Below are 20,282 nucleotides of genomic sequence, written 5' to 3' on the forward strand. Positions count from 1 at the left end.
CTCTTTGGGTGTGGTACTCGAAGAGGCTTTTTTTTACGGTAATTTTTACTGTGGAGCGATCATGGAGCACAACACATCACCCTTTAAAGGAAAAACAGGGATTAAGCGTATTTTGAACGCAGCCGGCTACTCATTAGCAGGGTTAACGGCGGCTTATCGAGGAGAAGCTGCATTTCGTCAATTAGTCTGGGCCAATCTTGTACTCATTCCATTGAATTTTTGCTTTGATCTGGAGCCAGTTGAGCATGCCTTGTTGGTTGCCGTGTGCCTGTTGTCCTTGATTGTAGAGTTATTTAATTCGGCGATTGAGGCTGTAGTGGATCGTATTTCGTTAGAGCGGCATCCGTTGTCAAAAAATGCCAAAGATATGGGTAGCGCCGCGCAAATGATTGCCATGTTAATGATTGCCGTGGTGTGGGGAATTATCTTAATTGGCTGAGGATGTTAGTAGCGCCGCGTGCGTTAGCTATAGTCATATAAGCAAAGCTCATAACTAAGATGAATGTAGTTCATGGAAAGGGTTATAACCATGGGTGCTATGTCTTGACCCCGCGTCTTTGGCTGGGCATGCTGGAAACATATTTAAACTAAGGAAAAGTCACAATCATGAAACCTGAAACAATCGCAATTCACGCTGGTTATAGTTCTGATCCAACGACCCGTTCAGCGGCTGTGCCGATTTACCAAACTACCTCTTACACCTTTGATGATACGCAGCATGGCGCTGACTTATTTGACCTTAAGGTGCCAGGTAATATTTACACTCGCATCATGAACCCGACCAATGATGTACTAGAGCAGCGGGTAGCCGCCTTAGAGGGTGGGGTTGCAGCCTTGACTTTTGCTTCGGGGATGGCGGCAATTACAGCAGCGATTCAGACCTTAGCGGAAGCGGGCGACAATATTGTATCGGTGGGTAAGTTATATGGTGGTACCTATAACTTATTTGCCCATACTTTACCGCGCCAAGGACTAGAAGTCCGTTTTGGACCCCATGATGATATTGCTGCGCTAGAGCAGTTAATCGATGAAAAAACTAAAGCAGTTTTTTGTGAGTCTATCGGTAACCCTGCTGGTAACATTGTGGACTTAAAAGCCTTAGCCGATGCAGCACATCGCCATGGCGTGCCGTTGATTGTGGATAACACCGTAGCGACTCCTGCGTTGTGCCGTCCTTTTGAACATGGCGCAGATATCGTGGTGCACTCACTGACTAAATATATGGGTGGCCATGGTACAACGGTAGCAGGAGCAGTGGTTGATTCTGGGAAATTCCCTTGGGCTGAGCATAAAGAGCGCTTCCCGCTATTAAATACGCCAGATGTGTCTTATCACGGCGTGGTCTATACCGAAGCTTTTGGTCCTGCAGCCTTCATTGGTCGTTGCCGTGTAGTGCCATTACGCAACATGGGCGCGGCATTATCGCCTTTTAATGCCTTTATGATTTTGCAGGGTTTAGAAACCCTCGCACTGCGCATGGAGCGCCATTGCGATAACGCACAACAGGTTGCTGAGTTTTTAGCTGCACACCCGCAAGTGGCTTGGGTGCAATACGCGGGTTTACCAAGCCATCCTGAGCATGACTTGGCTAAAACCTATATGGGCGGTAAACCGGCAGCAATTCTGTGCTTTGGTATTAAAGGTGGGCAAGCCGCTGGCGCTAAATTCATTGATGCCTTAAAAATGATTTATCGCTTAGTTAATATCGGTGATGCGAAAACGTTGGCCTGCCACCCTGCAACCACTACGCACCGTCAGTTAAATGAAGAGGAAATGCAAAAAGCTGGGGTAAGTGCGGATTTGATTCGTCTTTCAATTGGCATTGAACACATTGATGACATTCTGGCTGATTTAAGCCAAGCGTTAGAGGCAGCTAAGTAAAGTTTGGCCTAGAATCTAGTGCAATAAAAAGCGAAGCGCGCTCTAGGGCGCGCTTTTTATTGGGCTTAATAATTGAAGCAGCCGTAGTACACTGGGCGCAGTAAATGGAGACCTACATGCTTAAACAGATAATGATTGCCCACGACTTATCCCCTGCGGCTGAGGTTGCCTTAGCCCGTGCAGCTCAGCTAGCCCAGCAGCATCAGGCACGTTTAATCGTTACCCACTGCCTAAGTGCGCCAAGCAACAGTGCCACTAGCCATGATCTAGCTGCAATTAAGCAGCAGATTACTCAGCGCTTACAAGCACAGTTAACTCAGCTGGCGAGCCATCCAGCTACCGTTGAATGGGTCGTTAAAGCCGGTCAGCCGAGCATTAAGTTAGCTGAGCTGGTGCGAGCCTATAGTGTGGATTTATTAGTGGTCGGGCAGCATCACCAAGAATCTCCAGAAGGATTTTCGGGCACGACCTTGGAGCATTTGTTGCAGAAAATAAAAGTTCCTGTGTTATTAGCTGTGGAGCCAGTAAGTGATAATTATCAGCGTAGTTTGATTGCGATGGATTTTTCGCAAACTGCTAGTCGAGCACTGCAGCAATTGATCAAGTTGATTTCTGCTGATACGCAGGTGACGGCCTTGCATATTTGTGAAATGGCCGAGCAGCAGCTTACAGCCGAGGCGCGCAGTGAGTTGGAGTGGCAACAGCAATTATTTGCTCAGGTGATTAAAGATGAATGCGTTGGGTTAGCTTTAGCTCCCACGCGCATTGAGCAGCGAGTGGTTCAGGGCGAGTTGTTTAATTGTTTAGAGCAGGCGTTGCAGCAGATTCAACCACAGCTATTAGCCCTTGGCCGACACGGACGAGGGGAGATGGCTGATGCCTTATTAGGCAGTTTGACGCATTCATTATTGGCTGCTCCACCCTGTGATCTATTGGTCGTAAGCTAAGCGTAAGACCAGCTGTTGAAGGAAAAATATGAGTTACCAGACGTTGCAAATGCCCCGTGCGGCTCCAATAAAAATGTGGATTCAGGGAGTGCCGGTTGAGCAGGCTGCCAAACAGCAGTTGATTAATGCGGCGCGGATGCCCTTTATTTTTAAACATTTAGCCGTAATGCCTGATGTGCATGTGGGTAAAGGCTCTACCATTGGCAGTGTTATACCGACCAAAGGCGCCATTATTCCGGCAGCCGTAGGGGTGGATATTGGCTGTGGCATGATGGCAGTGCGTACTTCATTAATGGCTGATGATTTGCCGGATAATTTATTTGCTATTCGCAGCGCTATTGAACGTGCAGTTCCCCATGGGCGCACGCTAGGTAAGGGCAAGCGTGATGTGGGGGCTTGGCAAAAAACTCCGGCCCAAGTCGATGCGGCATGGAAAATGCTCCAGCCCGATTTTCAGCTATTGGTGGAGAAATACCCGCGCTTAGCTAAAACCAATAACCATCATCACTTAGGCACCCTAGGCACGGGTAACCACTTTGTTGAGCTGTGTCTAGATGAGCTAAATCGAGTTTGGGTGATGTTGCACAGTGGCTCCCGTGGGGTAGGCAACGCCATTGGTACGCACTTTATTCAATTGGCAAAGCAGGATATGCAGCAGCATTTGGGCCATCTACCGGATCAAGATTTAGCTTATTTTAGTGAGGGCAGCCGCTACTATGAGGATTATTTAGTAGCGGTGGAGTGGGCCCAGCGCTATGCTCAGGTTAATCGGGAGGTGATGATGAATCATACCTTGGCTGCTGTAGCGCAAGTATTAAATCAGCCCTTTACCAGTGTGCAAGAGGCAGTCAATTGTCATCATAATTATGTGCAGCAAGAAACCCATTTTGCTGAGCAAATATTAGTCACGCGTAAGGGTGCTGTCTCGGCGCAAAAAGGCCAGCTCGGTATTATTCCAGGTTCAATGGGGGCTAAAAGCTTTATTGTGCGTGGGCTGGGGAATGCCGAGAGCTTTTGTTCTTGCAGCCATGGAGCGGGTCGAGTGATGAGTCGCACCCAAGCCAAAAAACTCGTCAGTTTAGCGCAACATCAGCAAGCCACCGCCCATGTTGAGTGCCGTAAAGACTTAGGTGTATTAGATGAAACACCAGCGGCCTATAAAGATATTGATGCAGTGATGGCCGCTCAAGCAGACTTGGTGGAAATTGTGCATACTTTACGGCAAATAGTCTGTGTTAAAGGCTAAAGCTTTTATCTAGCGCTCTGGTTAAACTGAGCGCATGCTAGTTGATTAATACTCGGTAAAAATTATTTTTAAAACATCCGTGATGCCGCTAAGAGCGGTGCTGAAGAGGCCATTATGAGCAACAACGATCGCGTTATTATTTTTGATACGACCTTACGTGACGGCGAACAGAGTCCTGGCGCCTCCATGACGAAAGAAGAAAAAATTCGTATTGCTAAAGCCCTTGAGCGTCTGCGAGTCGATGTGATTGAGGCTGGATTTGCGATTGCCAGTCCTGGAGACTTTGACTCAGTTAAAACCATCGCAGAAACCATTAAAGACAGTACTGTTTGTAGTCTTGCACGGGCGATTGATGCGGATATTGAGCGTGCTGGTGAGGCGTTAGCTAAGGCTAACTCGGGGCGAATCCATACCTTTATTGCCACCAGCCCGATTCACATGCAATACAAGTTGCGGATGCAGCCAGAGCAGGTGATTGAGCAAGCGGTGCGTGCAATTTCTAAAGCCCGTAGTTTATGTGCCGATGTTGAGTTTTCTTGTGAAGATGCTAGTCGCTCAGAAATTGATTTCCTGTGTCGTGTGGTTGAGGCAGCGATTGATGCTGGTGCTACCACCATTAACCTGCCAGACACCGTAGGTTATGCGATTCCTGAACACTATGCAGCCTTAGTTCGTGAGCTACGCAACCGTGTGCCTAATGCTGATAAAGCAATTTTCTCGGTGCACTGCCATAACGATTTAGGTTTAGCGGTGGCTAACTCATTGGCAGCGATTGATGCCGGAGCGCGTCAGATTGAGTGTACGATTAACGGTTTAGGTGAGCGTGCTGGTAATGCGGCGCTAGAAGAAATCGTCATGGCGATTAAAACCCGTCAAGATGTGCTGGGTGTCCACACTCGGATTGATACACCGCATATTCTCAGCACCTCGCGCATGGTTTCTGGGATTACCGGTTTCCCAGTACAGCCAAACAAGGCCATTGTTGGGGCTAATGCGTTTGCCCATGAGTCAGGGATTCACCAAGATGGCGTGCTTAAGCACCGTGAAACCTACGAAATTATGACAGCGCAAGACGTGGGCTGGAACACCAATAAAATGGTACTGGGTAAGCATTCGGGGCGTAATGCGTTCCGTAGCCGTTTAGATGAGCTGGGCATTGTGTTACCGAGCGAGTCAGATTTGAATGCAGCATTCGCCCGCTTTAAAGACTTAGCTGATAAAAAGCATGAAGTGTTTGATGAGGATATTCAGGCGCTAGTCTCTGATGCAATTAGCGAAGAGGCAACTGAGTACTACAAATTAGTGAGCATGGAAGTGGCCAGTAAAACCGGTGAAGTGCCTGTAGCGCATCTTGTACTGAGTATTGATGGACAAGAACATCATGTCGAGTCCGATGGTTCGGGACCAGTTGATGCCACCTTTAAAGCCATTGAGTCGGTGGCGCAGTCGGGGGCGACTTTACAATTGTTCTCGGTGAATGCTATCACTCAAGGAACTGACTCACAAGGAGAGGTGACCGTGCGTTTAGAGCTAGGTGGTCGCGTGATTAATGGTAACGGTGCAGATACTGATATTGTCATGGCATCTGCTAGAGCCTATCTCAATGCTTTGAACTTGTTACGTGAAGGCCAAGCCAAGGCGCATCCACAAGCGGCTTTAGTGTGATTGATTCTGCACTGTTTGCGCAACAAGAAGCACGGCGCCGAGCAATGCTTGGCGCTATGCAAATTGAGGTGTGGTTGCCGCGGCAAACCTTACCTTTTGCAGCTGCCTCGAATCCGCAGTTATTAGCTTTTACTGCTGAGCCACAGCTCAAGCAAGATCAAGGTACAGCGGACGCGCCAGAGGTTAAGATAAACGTAGAGCCAGCACGTGAAAGTGCTGCGCTTGGGCAGCTGTTGCAACAACTTAAGGCTGGCGCTGCGCCGGAAACTAGCGCCAGTGCTGGGTTAATGCAAGCGGAGGAAGTGGCTGAGTCTGAGCCAGCATCTAGTCTAGAGCCTACGGCTATTCCCCACTTTAATTTGCAGTTGTTCCGCGCTGATAATTGCTTGTTTTTAGTGGATTTGCGGATGGCTGAAGGTTATCAGCAATCTGATCCAGATTATCGCTTGCTGCGTGATTTGTTACGTGCTGCAGGCATTACTCAGGCACCAACCGTCGAGCGGGCAGGCGCACCAATTCAGTGGCCGATGCTACAAGCGGGTTTGTTAGCTGCTGATCAGGGCGCAGAAACCGCTTTGCAAACGGTGCAGTATTTATTGCAGCTAGAGTTACATAAACAACCGGCGCAGTGTGTTTGGCTTATTGGTCGCTCGGCGATGAGCTTTGCCGCTGGCTTAGACGAGTCAGCCTATTACAGCGCACAGCAGCACCCCGTATTGGGTTCGGTGTGGGCGATACCTAGCCTTGAGCTACTTATTGAGCAGCCCGAGCGTAAGGCTGAGGTATGGCGCAGTATGCAAGCGAACTGGCAGCTGTGGCGCAACTAAGGAATGATCTATGGATGAATTAAGCTATCGACCGATGCAACCACAGGACCTTGCAAAAGTGGTGGCACTTGAGCAACAGGCATTTAGTCATCCTTGGAGTTTGTCGCTCTATCAAGATGCACTCACTAGTTATCACTGCTGGGTCTTAGAGCAGCAACAACAGCATGTTGGGCATGGGGTTATTCAAGTGATTTTAGATGAAGCTCACTTGCTTAACATTGCTGTGGATAAACGTCTGCAAGGTCAAGGCTTAGGCAGTCAGTTGCTGGCGTTTTTAATGCAGCAGGCAGAGCAATTAGGTGCTACGCAATGCTTTTTAGAGCTACGCGCATCGAATCAAGCGGCTTATCATGTGTATGAGTCTTATGGCTTTAATGAAATTGCTCGACGTAAAAATTACTATCCTGCCGAGCAGGGAATGGAAGATGCACTGATCATGGCGTGTTTATTAGGCGACTAGCAGTTGCCGCACGCTAAAATGAAAATTATTCACTGTGACCAGATGGCCATTAGTTGAGTCAAATAAACGATTTAACCAACAAAAAACGAGGAAACTATGCCTGAATTACAGCAGTTATTTGATAATAACGTCGAGTGGTCTGAATCAATTAAACAGGAAGATCCCACGTTTTTTGAGAAGCTAGCCAAGCAGCAAGCACCTGAGTACTTATGGATTGGTTGCTCTGATGCACGGGTGCCAGCCAACGAGATTGTTGGTATGTTACCTGGTGATTTATTTGTCCACCGTAACGTGGGTAACGTCGTGATCCATACCGACTTAAACTGTTTATCGGTATTACAGTACGCAGTGGATGTGTTAAAAGTGAAGCATATTTTAGTCACCGGCCATTATGGCTGTGGCGGTGTACGTGCGGCAATGCAAGATAAGCAGTTGGGTTTAATTGATGGTTGGCTGCGTACCATTCGTGATCTGTACTATGAGAACTATGATGATCTAGCCGCTATTAAAAATGAAGAAGAGCGAGTGGATCGTCTATGCGAGCTGAACGTGATTCAGCAAGTGTCTAACGTTTGTCATACGGCAATTATTCAAAATGCTTGGCACCGTGGACAAAAACTATCGGTCTATGGCTGTATCTACGGAATTAAAGACGGTTTATGGAAAAATTTAAACGTAACGGTGAAAGGCATTGATCAAATTCCAGCGCAGTATCGTTTACGTCCACTAGACTAACCTAGTTTCAGCTCACTCTAGAAAGAGTTCCTTGCCCAAGGAGCAATGCGTTAGAATGGCTCGCACTATCTTCTAACGCATTGTGAATTGGAGACCGCTCATGCAAGAGCCAGAAGTAAATTTCCTGCCTTATATCACCACCGCTATTGTGACCATTATCATTTCCGTCGGTACCTTGTGGTATTACGGCTATCTGCATTTTGCAAAGCCACAAGATGCGTTGTTGTTGGCTGATTACACCATGATTAAAACTGTGCCTGGCGAAGACTATAAAATATCGGCGAATGCTGCCGAGCAAACTGCTGCCTGTATTGACGGTGTTTTAGTCTTGCGTGATAACACTAATCCTGCATTAACGGGGGTCTTGGTCGACAATAAAAAGCGTGCTATCCACTGCCTAAAAACGTTTGAATAATTAATTAAATGGGTAGTTAGCGACCTAGTTCCTATGGATTTAGGTCGCTGATTGAGTGCTATAGGTGGATGATTAAATGTTTAGGGTTTTCTAACAGTTTTTTCCAATAGGCTACAAAGCGCGCTAAGGTTGCCCCATCAATAATGCGGTGATCTGCAGAGCCACTCAAGGTTAACAGTAAGCGTTTTTCTACTTGATCCTCTGCATTAAAACGCGGCAGATATTGAGCTTTTCCTAGAGCGAAAATAGCCACTTCAGGTTTGCTAATAATAGGTGTAGCAACGGTGCCGCCAATCGTTCCAATATTAGATAAGCTAATGGTGCCGCCTTGTAACTGTTCGCTGGTCAGCTTACCGGTTTTAGCTTGCTCGGTTAGTTGCGCCAACTCTTGAGTAATTTCAACAATGCTCTTTAGCTGCACATTTTTAATATTAGGCACTAACAAGCCTTGTGGCGTATCCACTGCCAGCCCGATATTGATTGCATCAAAATAAGTGATCTCCGTGGCTGGCTCATTGAGCTGGGCATTTAGAATTGGAAACTGCTTCAAACTTACAGCTAAGGTTTTAATAAAAAATGGCAGCAGGGTTAAGCGTAATTCTTGGGCAGAAAAATCAGGTTTCAGCGCTTGTCGTAACTGTTCAAGCTCGGTTAAGTCAAACTCTTCAGCATAGGTAAAATGTGGAATAGTGCGCATGCTGTCAGCCATGTGTTTCGCCATTGCCGCTTTAATACCACGCAAAGGTTCAGTTCGTTGGCCGCTAGCGCTAGTGATGGGTGCAGGTTTAGTCGCAGTGATATCTGCCGTAGTTTCAGGCGCTTGGGTTAAAAATGCCTGTAGATCTTCTTTAAGTACGCGGCCATTTTTCCCGCTGCCTGCTACTTGTTGTAAATCAATCGCTTGCTCCCGCGCTATTTTACGCACTGCAGGCGTAGCCAATGCACGGGCTTGGGTTTCTTGGGCGCTGGGTTCGCCAAGGCTTTGCGAAATAGCTATTGGTTGTTGCGTAGCGGACGAGCTTTTTAGATGAGAGGCCTCTGCCATGTCCTTGATTACGCTGTGCGTTGCTTGGGATTCTGCTAAAGCAGTTGCAGCTGTGCTGTTTTCTTCGCCCTCAATTGTTAGCGCAAATAAGGGTTGTCCCACTACTGCAATTTCGCCTTCGGCATAATAGTGTTTTGCGATTATGCCGTCATGCATCGCCGGGATTTCTACGGTGACTTTGTCGGTCATCACATCGGCAACGGTTTGGTCTTCTTTAACCGCTTCGCCTTCTTGCACGTACCAGGTTAAAACTTCGCACTCGACAATACCTTCGCCAATGTCGGGTAAAACAAAATCTACATTCATGGGGTTCTCCTTACAGCAGCGCTGCAACCTACAGGGTGAAAACTAATAGTTGATGCTGCTGCGGATCGCATCGAGGGTTCTAAATTCGTTAGGCAGATACTCTTTTTCCAGTGCATAAGGAAAAGGAGTATCCCAGCCGGTTACCCGCAAAATAGGGGACTCCAACGAGAGAAAACATTCTTGTTGTATGGTGGCTGCAATTTCAGCACCAAAGCCGCTAGTCAATGGGGCTTCATGATTAATCACTAGCCGCCCGGTTTTTTTAACCGAAGCAGCTACGGTTTCTACATCCCACGGCAGCAGCGAGCGCAAATCAATTACCTCGCAAGCAATGCCTTCCGCTGCAGCCAACTGAGCGGATTTTTCGATAATTTCCATTTGTGCGCCCCAAGCTAGTAGGGTGATATCAGTTCCTTGCTGCACAACCTCTGCTTTAGCTAACGGCAGCTCATAGTAACCTTCTGACACTTCGCCAACCGCAGCGCGATAGAGGCGCTTGGGCTCAAAGAAAATCACCGGGTCAGGGCAATTAATTGACGCCAGTAATAACCCTTTAGCCTGTTCAGGGTTGCGGGGAATCACCACACGAATTCCAGGAATATGGGTAAAGAAACTTTCCGGCGATTGGGAGTGATAATGCCCGCCGCTGATGCCGCCACCATAGGGAGTGCGTACGGTTAAGCCACCGACATTAAACTGATTGCCTGAGCGATAACGAAACTTGGCGGTTTCATTTACGATTTGGTCAAACGCAGGAAAGATATAATCGGCAAACTGAATTTCAGCCACCGGCTTATGGCCAAAAGCGGCTAAGCCGTTGGCAAAGCCTAAAATACCTTGTTCGGTCAGTGGTGTATTAAAGCAGCGCTCGCGTCCATATTTAGCTTGCAGGCCTTGGGTGGCACGAAACACGCCACCAAAACTACCCACATCTTCACCAAAGCAAATCACGCTAGGATCTTGCTGCATAGCGATATCGAGCGCTTGGTTAATCGCTTGCAGGAGATTGATTTTACTCATTATTTTAGACCTCCGGCAGTGAGAGGAAAGTGTTCAGGATAGCGTTTAATATGGGCCTCAAGCTGTTGCTGCTGTTGTTTTAAATGTTCTGGCAACTGCTGATAAACATCGCTAAATAAGCTATCTAAGCCTGGTTTTCCGAGTTGCTCGGCGCGTTTCATCGCTGCAACCACTAAGCCTGAGTATTCCTCTTTGCGCGCAAGGTCTTGCTCATCGCTCCACCAGCCTTGTTTAATGAGCCAATGTTTAAAGCGGGGTTCCTTATCTTGTTTACGCCATGGTTCCTCTTCATCTTGGCTGCGATAAGCTGATGGATCGTCGGAACTGGAGTGAGCGCCTAAACGATAAGTCATGGCTTCAATTAGCACCGGCTGTGAGCCTTCAATTGCCAAGCAGCGTGCTAGGCGCGTGGCTTCGTAAACTGCCAGCACGTCATTACCATCTACCCTTAGGGTTTTAATCCCATAACCTGCGCCACGTGCGGCAATGCCATCGCCGGCATATTGCTCGTGAGCAGGGGTGGAGATGGCGTAACCGTTATTGCGGCAAAAGAATATTACCGGCACTTTCAACACCGCGGCCATATTCAGCCCAGCATGAAAATCACCCTCGGAAGCCGCGCCCTCGCCAAAGTAACAAATCACACAGTTAGCTTGCTGGCTGACTTTAAAGCCATAAGCGTAGCCTGTGGCTTGTGGAATCTGTGTGGCTAAGGGAGATGAAATAGTCAGGTAGTTGAGTTCACGCGAGCCATAATGAATAGGCATTTGCCGGCCTTTGCCAAGGTCTAGCTCGGTGGCAAAAATTTGCTGCATAAATTGATCAAGGGTAAAGCCGCGATAAGCCAAAGCACCTTGCTCACGGTATTGGGCCATGATCACGTCATTGCTATCGAGTGCGGCGCAGCTGCCAATATCGGTGGCTTCTTCACCGGTTTCGGTCATATAAAAACTGATGCGCCCTTGGCGTTGGGCAGCAATCATGCGTTGATCTAACGCGCGAATCAGTAAATAGGTATCGTATATTTTTAGCGCGGTGGCTTGATCCAAATGGATGGAGTAATTCGGATCGTACAAACTACCGTCAGTTTGTAGCAGGCTGAACATCGGCATATTGTCGTGTTCAGGTTGAGTAAAGTGCGCTTGATGAGTTAAGACACTGGGTTTGCGTAAGTCTTGCATAGCGGTTCCCTTCTTATTGTTATGTGGAGGGAGCGAGGCATTGATTGTGTCAGTGCCCTAAGGCCCATAGGCGAGATCATCGTTTATGGGCAGTTCAGTCAGCGGTAAGCTGTTACTCACGCTAGCATGTTTGTGCCGAGTGGTAAGTTATCTAAAAGTTTTAGCTGGCGAGCTGGCGCAGCATTTACTGCCAATAGCGAGTAGAATGCAGCGTTTTGCAAGCAGAGTGATGTATGGCGTTACAACCGACCACCTTAAAAGTTGAGATCAATCTGTCTGACTTAGATCGCAATGTGTATAGCAATCAGCGTTTTACTTTGGCGCAACATCCCTCAGAAACAGCAGAACGGGTATGTGCCCGTTTATTAGCCATAGCACTGTGGTTTAGTGAGGCGCTTAAATTTGGTCGAGGTTTAGGGTTTCCCGATGAGCCTGCGTTGCTTGAGGAAAGCTTAGATGGGCAGCTTTTGCATTGGATTGATGTGGGGCAGCCTGATTTAGAGCGGATTACTGCAAGCAGTCGTAAAGCCTTGCAGGTGAGTATTTTGGCGTATGGCGGTTTAAAGAGTTGGCCCGACAAAGTGGTGGCTAAGCTGGGTAAATTGGCTAATGTGAAAATTGCTCACCTTGAACCCGAACCCTTAGCTGCACTCGCTGAAACCTTAACTCGCAGCGTGCAATGGTCGGTGCTGATCAGTGAAGGTGTGCTTTATATCACCACCCAGGATCAGCAATTCAGCATCCAACTGCAATGGTTGAAAGGAGATTAGGTCCCCCATGTTAATCCAGCAACGTCCGCTGCCAGCCCAACTGCCTTATTTAGGTGAATTACCTGAGTTGCTCCAGCGCTTATATGCCGCCCGTGGCGTGCAATCTGAGCAGGAGCTAGAAAAAGGTTTAGCTCACTTATTGCCCTATCAGCAGTTAAAAGGTATTGATCAAGCAGTTGACTTGTTGTGCCAAGGCTTAGATAAGCAGGCGAGGATATTAATTATTGGGGATTTTGATGCTGATGGGGCAACAGCCAGTGCAGTAGGGGTGTTGGGATTAAAACAGTTGGGTTTTAACTCAGTTGATTATTTAGTGCCGAACCGCTTTGAGTATGGTTATGGGTTAACCCCTGAAATTGTTGAGGTTGCCCTAGAAAAGCAACCGGATATTTTAATCACGGTTGATAATGGTATCTCAAGCATTGATGGCGTGGCTGCGGCTAAGCGTGCTGGGTTAACAGTGATTGTCACCGATCACCACTTACCTGGTCACGAGCTGCCAGCAGCCGATGCTATCGTCAATCCCAATCAGCCAGGGTGTGAGTTTCCCAGTAAAGCCATGGCGGGTGTGGGTGTGATATTTTATCTACTGATGGCATTGAGGGCTACATTACGCAATAACGGCTGGTTTACACTGCATGGTGTTACTCAGCCCAACCTAGGTAATTTGCTGGATTTAGTGGCGCTTGGCAGTGTGGCGGATGTGGTGCCATTGGATGCCAATAACCGCATTTTTGTCCATCAGGGACTGGCGCGGATTCGGGCAGGTCGCGCTCGTCCAGGATTGCAGGCGCTGTTACAAGTTGCGCGTAAAGATGCGCATAAAGTTTCTTCGGTTGATTTGGGCTTTATTCTCGGTCCAAGGCTAAATGCTGCAGGCAGGCTCGATGATATTAGCTTAGGCATTGAGTGCTTACTGTGTGAGGATCATGCCTTAGCGTTAGATATGGCGCAGCAGTTGGATCAGCTCAACCATGATCGAAAAGCCATTGAGCGCGGCATGCAGCAAGAAGCATTGGTGCAGCTGCAAGCCATCGAGCTGAATGATTTGCCATTCGGTTTATGTGTGTTTGAAGCAGAGTGGCATCAAGGCGTCATTGGCATTTTGGCTTCACGTTTAAAAGAAAAATACCATCGCCCTGTGATTGCTTTTGCTGATGCGGGTGAGGGGCAGCTCAAGGGGTCAGCGCGCTCGATTCCGGGATTTCATATTCGTGATGCGTTAGATGCTATCGCCGCGGCTAATCCTAATTTAATTAGTAAGTTCGGTGGCCACGCGATGGCTGCCGGTTTGTCGATTGCTGCTTCTCAATATGAGGCATTTGCCCAAGCCTTTGATTGCGAAGTGCGCCGTCAACTTTCAGAAGATGATTTGACAGGGCGCTTACTCTCTGACGGTCCGTTAGCAGCCAACGAGTTTGATTTGGAGTTAGCTAAGCAGTTAAAGCATGCCGGGCCTTGGGGGCAGCATTTTCCAGAGCCGTTATTTCACGGGAACTTTATTTTAGAGGGTCAGCGTTTGGTGGGCGAGAAACACTTAAAGCTGATGTTGCGAACCGAGTGCGGCAGCAAACAAGTGGATGGCATTGCGTTTAATATTGATCTTGAACAGTGGCCCAATCCTACTATTCGTCAGGTATTAGTGGCCTATAGTTTGGATGTGAATGAGTTTCGTGGGCAGGAGTCAGTACAACTGATTGTACGGCATATCCAAGCGGCTTAAGGCCGCTGGATAGCCTCAATGCCCATTACTGATAGCCTTTAAGTGCTTGATTTAAGGCCTCAATAATTTGTTGGCGGGTTGGTTGCTCACTCTCAACTTCGCCCGTGCCCTGCCAAACACCTTTACCGCTCTGGTTGTCGACTAGACGTAAATTAAAGGTAGTGACTGTACGTCGATAACTTTCTGAGTTAAGCGGAAAGTCGGCCCCGATTCCCACACCACTATAACCATGGCGAGAATAATGGCGGTTACGATGGACGCCACCGCCATAGTACACCGATGGATTGATTTGCCGCTGATAGAGGCGTTGTTGCTGACCAATAGTGAGTTGCACAGTGATCTCGGCACTTGCATCTTGTGCGGGGCGTAGGCCTTGTTGATCTAAGCGCTCTAAAACTAGCAACTCTAATTCACTGTGGGACTGATGGGGCAAACTACCATGAATCGAAGGGGTAGCCCATTGCCAGGTTTGGTATTGCGTTTGGCGCTCTGGCGCTGGATAAGCGCTGTAGTCTACTGCATGAGCGGCTTGTGGTGGCGCTGGATCTAATCCCATGGATTCTGCTTGATAGGGGTTATGCGTTGCGCAGGCAGCTAAGCCAAGGCAACTGATAGCAAAAACAAGTGAGCGCATCATGGGTTCTCCATGTGAGGTTGGCACAGCCAATGTAAATAACGTCCTAAAGGGCCAAGGCTAGGATGGCGACGATAAGACAGTTCGGTACTGATTATCTCATCTAGGGCAATTTTTTGCTGAAATTTAGGCAGCATATAATCATGGAAGACGCGTACCCCGCTTTGAGTTTTGATCTGCCAGTACGGTGTTAGCTGCTGCTGTACTTCCCGTGGGTCTAAAGGTTGTTGTGGAGTTAAGCCACCGGCATCACCTTGAAATTGCATTTTACTCAGCTTGCGCAAATTACCTTTAATTAGATTGCGAAAAATCAACGCATCTTTATTGTAAAAGGCTAAGGATAGCCAACCGTGCTGGCGCGTAAATTGCTGCAGAACAGGAAGAATAGCCCAAGGTTCAGCCAGCCATTCTAGTACTGCATGGCAAATGACTAAGTCAAAGGTTTCGCCTGCTAATAACTCTGGCAGCTTTTGCCAAGGACTATGAATAAAGCGGGCCGTGCAATTAGCTTCGGCAAAGCGTTGTTTGGCTGCTTCGAGCATCGGCTGCGCAGGTTCAGTAAAGGTGATGGCATGGCCTTGTTCAGCCAGCCATAAAGCAATATGACCTAAACCACCACCTATATCCAACACACGCAGGGGGCGTTCTGGCAGTTGTTCTAGCAGGTCTTGTTGAATTACCGCTAAACGAATTGCTCCTTTAGTGCCCCCGTAAATTTTTTCGGCAAAGCGTGTGGCCAGCTCATCAAAGTGATGATCGTGCATAATAAAAACTATCTTTTAATTTAGCGCTGCCAAGGCAGCGCTGGTCAATAATAAAATACGTGACTTAACTGAATGGAAAGCGATAAGGCTTAATGGGCTTGATCCCAGTTATCCCCCACACCTGCCTCAACAATTAAAGGAACATCCAGCTCAGCTGCGGCTTGCATACGTTCAATTAAGCCTTGGCTAATAGCATCTACCTGATCCTTTCGAACTTCTAAAATCAATTCATCATGTACCTGCATAATCATCTGGGCATCCCATTGCTTATCTTGCAGCCACTGCTGTACTTCAATCATTGCGCGTTTAATGATATCTGCAGCGCTGCCTTGCATTGGCGCATTAATCGCGGTGCGTTCGGCGGCGCGGCGCATAGCGGGATTTTTGGCCTTAATTTCGGGTAGATATAAGCGACGCCCAAAAATGGTTTCGACATAGCCTTGCTCAGCGGCTTGCTGACGGGTGCGTTCCATATAATCTTGCACCCCAGGGTAACGAGTGAAATAACGCTCGATATATTCTTGTGCTTCGCTGCGTGAGCATTCAATTTGTTTGGCTAAACCAAAGGCACTCATGCCGTAAATTAGTCCGAAGTTAATCGCTTTCGCCCGGCGCCGTTGTTCATTACTAACCTGTTCTAAGCTGACGCCAAAGACTTCAGCGGCAGTGGCGCGGTGCACATCGCGGTCATGCCGGAAGGCATCTAATAAGCTGGCGTCTTGAGCGAGGTGCGCCATGATGCGCAACTCAATTTGCGAGTAGTCAGCGGCAATCAGTTTATAACCTGGCTTGGCAATAAATGCTTGGCGAATGCGGCGACCTTCAGGGGTGCGGATTGGAATATTTTGCAAGTTTGGATTACTAGACGACAGGCGTCCAGTGGCAGTAACTGCTTGATGATAGTTGGTATGAATGCGCCCCGTGGCGGGATTAATTTGTTGTGGCAAACTATCGGTATAGGTACTTTTTAGTTTACTTAGGCTGCGGTACTCCATTAGCAGTATGGGGAGTTGATGACCATCTTCTGCTAATTGTGAAAGGACTGATTCTGCCGTGCTAGGCTGGCCCTTAGCGGTTTTGGCCAAGATAGGTAGGCCAAGCTTTTCATACAAAATAGTGCCTAACTGCTTAGGTGAGGCAAGATTAAATTCTTCACCAGCAATTTCAAAGGCTTGTCGCTCTAGTTCAGTCAGTTTTTCACCCAGCTCTAAACTTTGTTTACCTAGCAAGTGGGCGTCTACTAATGCCCCATGGCGCTCCATTTGCGCCAGTACCGGTACCAATGGCAGCTCTATCGTATCGAGTACTCTTTGTAAGCTTGGAATAGGGGCTAGCTGTTGCTGTAGTGCCTGATGTAAGCGCAGCGTCAGATCAGCATCTTCTGCAGCGTAGTGGCCGGCTTGGGCTAAATCAATTTGATCAAAAGTAAGTTGCTTAGCGCCTTTGCCAGCAATGTCTTCAAACTTGACCGTGGGCTGGCCTAGGTATTTAAGCGCTAAGCTGTCCATATCATGGCGAGTGGCGGTTGAGTTTAATACATAAGACTCAAGCATGGTGTCAGCGGCTAAGCCTTGCAGTTGAATGCCATGGTTAGCTAGCACGTTGATATCATATTTGGCGTTCTGGCAGATCTTACCAATGGCAGGATTTTCTAAAATAGGCTTAATTTTGCTCAGTACCTGTGCAAAATCCAGTTGTTCAGGTACGCCCATATAACTGTGGGCCAGAGGCACATAAGCTGCGATGCCTGGCGTGATTGCCACTGAAAAACCTACCAGCTGCGCTTGTTGTGCATCGACACTGGTGGTTTCGGTATCAAAAGCGAACACCTTGGCTTGTGCTAGCTGTTGTAGCCATGCATCAAATGTTTCCCAGGTTAGAAGGGTTTGGTAGTCGATAGCTAACTCAGGCTCGGCCGGCGGTAAATCGATGGCTTTGGCTTCGGCTTTATTACTTAAGGCGTTGAGCCAACTTTTAAATTCAAGCTCGCGGTAAAGCTCGGCGAGAGTAGCATAATCTGGCTCACTGGCTTTGAGTTGATCGGCGCGGTAATCCAACTCAACATCCAGTTTAATAGTGGCTAATTCACGGGATAAGTAAGCCATTTCACGGTGTTCTTCCATTTTAGGTGCTAATGTTTTAGCGCCACGGAAAGACAGCGTAGCAATTTTATCGAGGTTGGCATAAATCGTATCCATGCCACCGTTTAAGCCGGTCAGTAAGCCAAGCGCTGTTTTTTCCCCGACGCCAGGTACGCCAGGAATATTGTCGGCTTTATCGCCCATCAAGGCTAAAAAGTCGATAATTAACTCAGGGCCAATACCGAACTTGGCTTTAACGCCTTCTATATCCATCACGGTGTTGGTCATGGTGTTAACCAGTGTGATGTGCTCGTTGACGAGCTGCGCCATATCTTTATCGCCGGTGGAAATTACCACCGGAATTTGTAACTCAGAGGCTTGAATTGCCAGGGTGCCAATCACATCATCCGCTTCTACACCTTCAACGCATAATAAAGGCAAGCCCAAGGCTTTAACTGCTTGGTGGAGCGGAGCAATTTGGCTACGTAAGTCATCAGGCATGGGCGGACGTTGCGCTTTGTACTGCTCGAAGAGGGTGTCACGAAAGGTTGGGCCTTTCGCATCAAAGACCACCACGAGGGTGCTATCGGGATAGTCTTTTTCTAGGCTGCGGAGCATATTGAGTACGCCCTTAATCGCCCCTGTTGGCTGGCCTTTGGAGGTGGTTAGTGGAGGTAAGGCGTGAAATGCTCGGTATAAATAAGACGAGCCATCAACTAAAACTAAAGGTGCAGTAGACATGCGCAAGGTCAACCCTTGGTCAAACGACCAGTTGTAATATCAATCAGAGAATATGGAGTAAATGCTAGAGCAAAAAGTGGTCAAATTGAATGGCCTTTTTTGCTAGCCTGTTAATTCATTAGTAACTCGATATAAGGAGAGCCTCATGTTTTCATTAACAGAACAAATTGCCATTGTAACAGGTGGCGCCAAAGGGATTGGTCAAGGGATTGCTGCGACCCTAGTTAAAGCGGGCGCTAAAGTAATTATTGCGGATATTGATCAAGAGCAGGGAGCCGCCACCGCCGAACAACTCGGCTGTGCGTTTAAAGCACTGGATGTGACTTCACAAGTCCAGTGTCAGCAAGTAGTGGCTGAAGTAGTTAAAGAATATGGCCGTTTGGATATTCTCTGCTCCAATACCGGTATTTTCCCCCAAGCAACGATTGCTGAAATGACCGAAGAAAACTGGGATCAGATGCAATCAGTTAACGTAAAAAGTATGTTTTTTATGGTGCAGGCGGTGTTACAGCCGATGCGTGCGCAAAATTATGGCCGGGTGGTGATTACCTCATCCATTACCGGCGCGATCACGGGCTACCCTGGCTGGTCTCATTATGGCGCTAGTAAAGCTGCACAGTTAGGATTTATGCGCAGTGCCGCACTAGAAGTGGCGCGTGAAGGCGTGACTATTAACGCAGTCATGCCGGGTAATATTTTAACCGAGGGCCTTAAAGCCCAAGGTGAAGAGTACTTAGCGCAAATGAGTCGCAGTGTGCCGACCCACACCTTAGGTGAGCCAGAAGATATTGGGCATGCGGTGTGCTTTTTAGCCTCTAAAGAAGCTAAATTTATCACCGGACAAACCATTATTGTCGATGGTGGGCAAATTTTGCCAGAATCTCCAGAAGCATTGTTGTAATGACACTCATACACCATGGCGGCAAGCCGCCATGGTGTATGGACTTAACGGCAGCTTTCAGCTTGCACGATGGCTAACAGTTTTAGCCCAGGCACATGCTGTGCAAGCCGTAAGATCGGCGTCGTCATCCAGTTTAATCCTTGAGTTAAGCTATGGGTCAAGGGAGTGCAGTAGCCCCAAGCTAGGCTTTGCAGAGCTAAAAAAAGGCCGCCGACTAAGTTATCACTGAGCCAATGTGCGCCAGCGACTAAGCGCGGCAGAATAAAAAAGATCCCTAACGCAATGACTAACAGTCGCTGCTTACCTTGGGCAAAATAACTGGTAAAGAGCAACCACAACAATAAAACCGAGGCATGGTCACCAGGGAAACTACGACTGGAGCGGTCTTTAATTTCTAGATAGCGTTCCATCCAAGGAAAGGCTTGCGACAGTTGAAAACCATCACCAAAAAACACCGAAGGGCTAGCATGCTGTAGCCCCAGCTGGGTAATCACTTTAGTAAAAACTGTGCGCCAGATGAGCATGACAGTAAGCAAGCTGATAAAGGTCAGCAAGGCGATTTTGAGCTGGGCTTGTTTGAAAATAAAATCTTTATAAATTAAAGAAATTAACATCACGCTACCTGCAAGTAGGTCAGCTACGCGAGTACTTAAAAAAGCCCATAACAAATCCCAAGCGGCGAAATGGCCTAAACTTCCATTCAGTAGTCGATAGACGGGCTCATCCACCCACCTCCAGAGGCTGGCGGTGCTGGGTATTAGCCAGCTACTCAGTAACAGGATGCTGAATAACTGCAGTAGAATAAAGGACGTTTTACGCCAGCGTGCTTGAATAATTGATACAGAAGCCATAGATACAGAGAATTACATTGATTGGTTAAGAGTAGAAGTAAGCTATTGTTAGGTGACTATCATACAGTAATTAGTCACTGGTTTTAGCT

At 47.8% G+C, this 20,282-nt stretch carries 19 protein-coding genes; 12 read left to right on the forward strand and 7 right to left on the reverse strand.

Going from position 1 to position 20,282, the window contains the following annotated elements:
- Window positions 1-61 precede the first annotated feature (61 nt).
- The 9 genes from AC2T15_RS01640 to AC2T15_RS01680 all read left to right on the forward strand — a co-directional run bounded on the left by AC2T15_RS01640 (window position 62) and on the right by AC2T15_RS01680 (window position 8,176).
- The gene (locus AC2T15_RS01640) at window positions 62-439 is read left to right on the forward strand and encodes a diacylglycerol kinase (protein ID WP_486778566.1); all 378 of its coding nucleotides are present in this window, start codon (window positions 62-64) and stop codon (window positions 437-439) included.
- Window positions 440-606: 167 nt separating this feature from the next.
- Window positions 607-1,881, forward strand: a complete 1,275-nt coding sequence (locus AC2T15_RS01645; protein WP_053101090.1) for a bifunctional O-acetylhomoserine aminocarboxypropyltransferase/cysteine synthase — start codon at window positions 607-609, stop codon at window positions 1,879-1,881.
- Window positions 1,882-1,997: 116 nt separating this feature from the next.
- Window positions 1,998-2,828 carry a universal stress protein gene (locus AC2T15_RS01650; protein WP_486778567.1) on the forward strand — a complete coding sequence of 277 codons (831 nt, stop codon included), beginning with the start codon at window positions 1,998-2,000 and terminating at the stop codon, window positions 2,826-2,828.
- A 28-nt stretch (window positions 2,829-2,856) separates the two neighbouring features.
- Complete coding sequence (locus tag AC2T15_RS01655) at window positions 2,857-4,074, forward strand: RtcB family protein (RefSeq protein ID WP_486778568.1); 1,218 nt, start codon at window positions 2,857-2,859, stop codon at window positions 4,072-4,074.
- A 114-nt stretch (window positions 4,075-4,188) separates the two neighbouring features.
- Entirely contained in the window at window positions 4,189-5,739 is a 1,551-nt protein-coding gene (locus AC2T15_RS01660) for a 2-isopropylmalate synthase (RefSeq protein WP_053101093.1), read from the forward strand.
- Window positions 5,736-6,566 carry an energy transducer TonB gene (locus tag AC2T15_RS01665; RefSeq protein ID WP_486778569.1) on the forward strand — a complete coding sequence of 277 codons (831 nt, stop codon included), beginning with the start codon at window positions 5,736-5,738 and terminating at the stop codon, window positions 6,564-6,566. The genes AC2T15_RS01660 and AC2T15_RS01665 overlap by 4 nt, the downstream gene beginning before the upstream one ends.
- 10 nt (window positions 6,567-6,576) lie before the next feature.
- Window positions 6,577-7,026 carry a ribosomal protein S18-alanine N-acetyltransferase gene (rimI, locus tag AC2T15_RS01670; RefSeq protein WP_053101095.1) on the forward strand — a complete coding sequence of 150 codons (450 nt, stop codon included), beginning with the start codon at window positions 6,577-6,579 and terminating at the stop codon, window positions 7,024-7,026.
- A 96-nt stretch (window positions 7,027-7,122) separates the two neighbouring features.
- Entirely contained in the window at window positions 7,123-7,761 is a 639-nt protein-coding gene (gene can, locus AC2T15_RS01675) for a carbonate dehydratase (RefSeq protein WP_053101096.1), read from the forward strand.
- 100 nt (window positions 7,762-7,861) lie between these two features.
- Window positions 7,862-8,176 (forward strand): PA3694 family proteiin, encoded by a 315-nt coding sequence (locus tag AC2T15_RS01680; RefSeq protein WP_053101097.1) that lies wholly within the window; start codon window positions 7,862-7,864, stop codon window positions 8,174-8,176.
- A gap of 58 nt (window positions 8,177-8,234) precedes the next feature.
- Here AC2T15_RS01680 and AC2T15_RS01685 read toward each other — a convergent pair whose 3' ends face one another.
- Genes AC2T15_RS01685 through AC2T15_RS01695 form a run of 3 tightly spaced genes read right to left on the reverse strand, consistent with a single transcriptional unit; the run spans window position 8,235 to window position 11,728 of the window.
- The gene (locus tag AC2T15_RS01685) at window positions 8,235-9,527 is read right to left on the reverse strand and encodes a 2-oxo acid dehydrogenase subunit E2 (RefSeq protein ID WP_486778570.1); all 1,293 of its coding nucleotides are present in this window, start codon (window positions 9,525-9,527) and stop codon (window positions 8,235-8,237) included.
- A gap of 42 nt (window positions 9,528-9,569) precedes the next feature.
- Window positions 9,570-10,547: an alpha-ketoacid dehydrogenase subunit beta gene (locus tag AC2T15_RS01690; protein WP_486778571.1), complete on the reverse strand. Its 978-nt coding sequence runs from the start codon at window positions 10,545-10,547 to the stop codon at window positions 9,570-9,572.
- Window positions 10,547-11,728, reverse strand: a complete 1,182-nt coding sequence (locus AC2T15_RS01695) for a thiamine pyrophosphate-dependent dehydrogenase E1 component subunit alpha (protein ID WP_486778572.1) — start codon at window positions 11,726-11,728, stop codon at window positions 10,547-10,549. The genes AC2T15_RS01690 and AC2T15_RS01695 overlap by 1 nt, the downstream gene beginning before the upstream one ends.
- Window positions 11,729-11,961: 233 nt before the next feature.
- On the opposite strand from AC2T15_RS01695, the gene AC2T15_RS01700 reads away from it, so the two are divergent.
- Window positions 11,962-12,498: a YaeQ family protein gene (locus AC2T15_RS01700; protein ID WP_486778573.1), complete on the forward strand. Its 537-nt coding sequence runs from the start codon at window positions 11,962-11,964 to the stop codon at window positions 12,496-12,498.
- 7 nt (window positions 12,499-12,505) lie between these two features.
- Window positions 12,506-14,221, forward strand: a complete 1,716-nt coding sequence (gene recJ / locus AC2T15_RS01705) for a single-stranded-DNA-specific exonuclease RecJ (RefSeq protein WP_486778574.1) — start codon at window positions 12,506-12,508, stop codon at window positions 14,219-14,221.
- 25 nt (window positions 14,222-14,246) lie between these two features.
- Here recJ and AC2T15_RS01710 read toward each other — a convergent pair whose 3' ends face one another.
- The 3 genes from AC2T15_RS01710 to polA all read right to left on the reverse strand — a co-directional run bounded on the left by AC2T15_RS01710 (window position 14,247) and on the right by polA (window position 18,441).
- Complete coding sequence (locus AC2T15_RS01710) at window positions 14,247-14,858, reverse strand: DUF4136 domain-containing protein (protein ID WP_053103407.1); 612 nt, start codon at window positions 14,856-14,858, stop codon at window positions 14,247-14,249.
- Window positions 14,855-15,619, reverse strand: coding sequence for a methyltransferase domain-containing protein (locus tag AC2T15_RS01715; RefSeq protein ID WP_486778575.1), 765 nt, complete (start codon window positions 15,617-15,619; stop codon window positions 14,855-14,857). Before AC2T15_RS01715 ends, AC2T15_RS01710 begins: the two co-directional genes overlap by 4 nt.
- An 89-nt stretch (window positions 15,620-15,708) precedes the next feature.
- Window positions 15,709-18,441, reverse strand: a complete 2,733-nt coding sequence (gene polA, locus AC2T15_RS01720; protein ID WP_053108074.1) for a DNA polymerase I — start codon at window positions 18,439-18,441, stop codon at window positions 15,709-15,711.
- A gap of 145 nt (window positions 18,442-18,586) precedes the next feature.
- Here polA and fabG point away from each other — a divergent pair, with 145 nt between their 5' ends.
- Window positions 18,587-19,342 carry a 3-oxoacyl-ACP reductase FabG gene (gene fabG / locus AC2T15_RS01725; RefSeq protein WP_486778576.1) on the forward strand — a complete coding sequence of 252 codons (756 nt, stop codon included), beginning with the start codon at window positions 18,587-18,589 and terminating at the stop codon, window positions 19,340-19,342.
- A 44-nt stretch (window positions 19,343-19,386) separates the two neighbouring features.
- On the opposite strand, the gene AC2T15_RS01730 is transcribed toward fabG, so the two are convergent.
- Complete coding sequence (locus AC2T15_RS01730; RefSeq protein ID WP_053101107.1) at window positions 19,387-20,193, reverse strand: phosphatase PAP2 family protein; 807 nt, start codon at window positions 20,191-20,193, stop codon at window positions 19,387-19,389.
- Window positions 20,194-20,282 lie beyond the last annotated feature (89 nt).

The organism is Thiopseudomonas sp. SA1F2-1K (assembly GCF_057443035.1).

Excerpts from the sequence above, each read along its gene's own strand:
- AC2T15_RS01640 (WP_486778566.1), top strand. The coding sequence starts at position 62 with ATGGAGCACAACACATCACCCTTTAAAGGAAAAACAGGGATTAAGCGT.
- AC2T15_RS01645 (WP_053101090.1), top strand. The coding sequence starts at position 607 with ATGAAACCTGAAACAATCGCAATTCACGCTGGTTATAGTTCTGATCCA.
- AC2T15_RS01650 (WP_486778567.1), top strand. The coding sequence starts at position 1,998 with ATGCTTAAACAGATAATGATTGCCCACGACTTATCCCCTGCGGCTGAG.
- AC2T15_RS01655 (WP_486778568.1), top strand. The coding sequence starts at position 2,857 with ATGAGTTACCAGACGTTGCAAATGCCCCGTGCGGCTCCAATAAAAATG.
- AC2T15_RS01660 (WP_053101093.1), top strand. The coding sequence starts at position 4,189 with ATGAGCAACAACGATCGCGTTATTATTTTTGATACGACCTTACGTGAC.
- rimI (WP_053101095.1), top strand. The coding sequence starts at position 6,577 with ATGGATGAATTAAGCTATCGACCGATGCAACCACAGGACCTTGCAAAA.
- can (WP_053101096.1), top strand. The coding sequence starts at position 7,123 with ATGCCTGAATTACAGCAGTTATTTGATAATAACGTCGAGTGGTCTGAA.
- AC2T15_RS01680 (WP_053101097.1), top strand. The coding sequence starts at position 7,862 with ATGCAAGAGCCAGAAGTAAATTTCCTGCCTTATATCACCACCGCTATT.
- AC2T15_RS01685 (WP_486778570.1), bottom strand. The coding sequence starts at position 9,527 with ATGAATGTAGATTTTGTTTTACCCGACATTGGCGAAGGTATTGTCGAG.
- AC2T15_RS01690 (WP_486778571.1), bottom strand. The coding sequence starts at position 10,547 with ATGAGTAAAATCAATCTCCTGCAAGCGATTAACCAAGCGCTCGATATC.
- AC2T15_RS01695 (WP_486778572.1), bottom strand. The coding sequence starts at position 11,728 with ATGCAAGACTTACGCAAACCCAGTGTCTTAACTCATCAAGCGCACTTT.
- AC2T15_RS01700 (WP_486778573.1), top strand. The coding sequence starts at position 11,962 with ATGGCGTTACAACCGACCACCTTAAAAGTTGAGATCAATCTGTCTGAC.
- recJ (WP_486778574.1), top strand. The coding sequence starts at position 12,506 with ATGTTAATCCAGCAACGTCCGCTGCCAGCCCAACTGCCTTATTTAGGT.
- AC2T15_RS01710 (WP_053103407.1), bottom strand. The coding sequence starts at position 14,858 with ATGATGCGCTCACTTGTTTTTGCTATCAGTTGCCTTGGCTTAGCTGCC.
- AC2T15_RS01715 (WP_486778575.1), bottom strand. The coding sequence starts at position 15,619 with ATGCACGATCATCACTTTGATGAGCTGGCCACACGCTTTGCCGAAAAA.
- polA (WP_053108074.1), bottom strand. The coding sequence starts at position 18,441 with ATGTCTACTGCACCTTTAGTTTTAGTTGATGGCTCGTCTTATTTATAC.
- fabG (WP_486778576.1), top strand. The coding sequence starts at position 18,587 with ATGTTTTCATTAACAGAACAAATTGCCATTGTAACAGGTGGCGCCAAA.
- AC2T15_RS01730 (WP_053101107.1), bottom strand. The coding sequence starts at position 20,193 with ATGGCTTCTGTATCAATTATTCAAGCACGCTGGCGTAAAACGTCCTTT.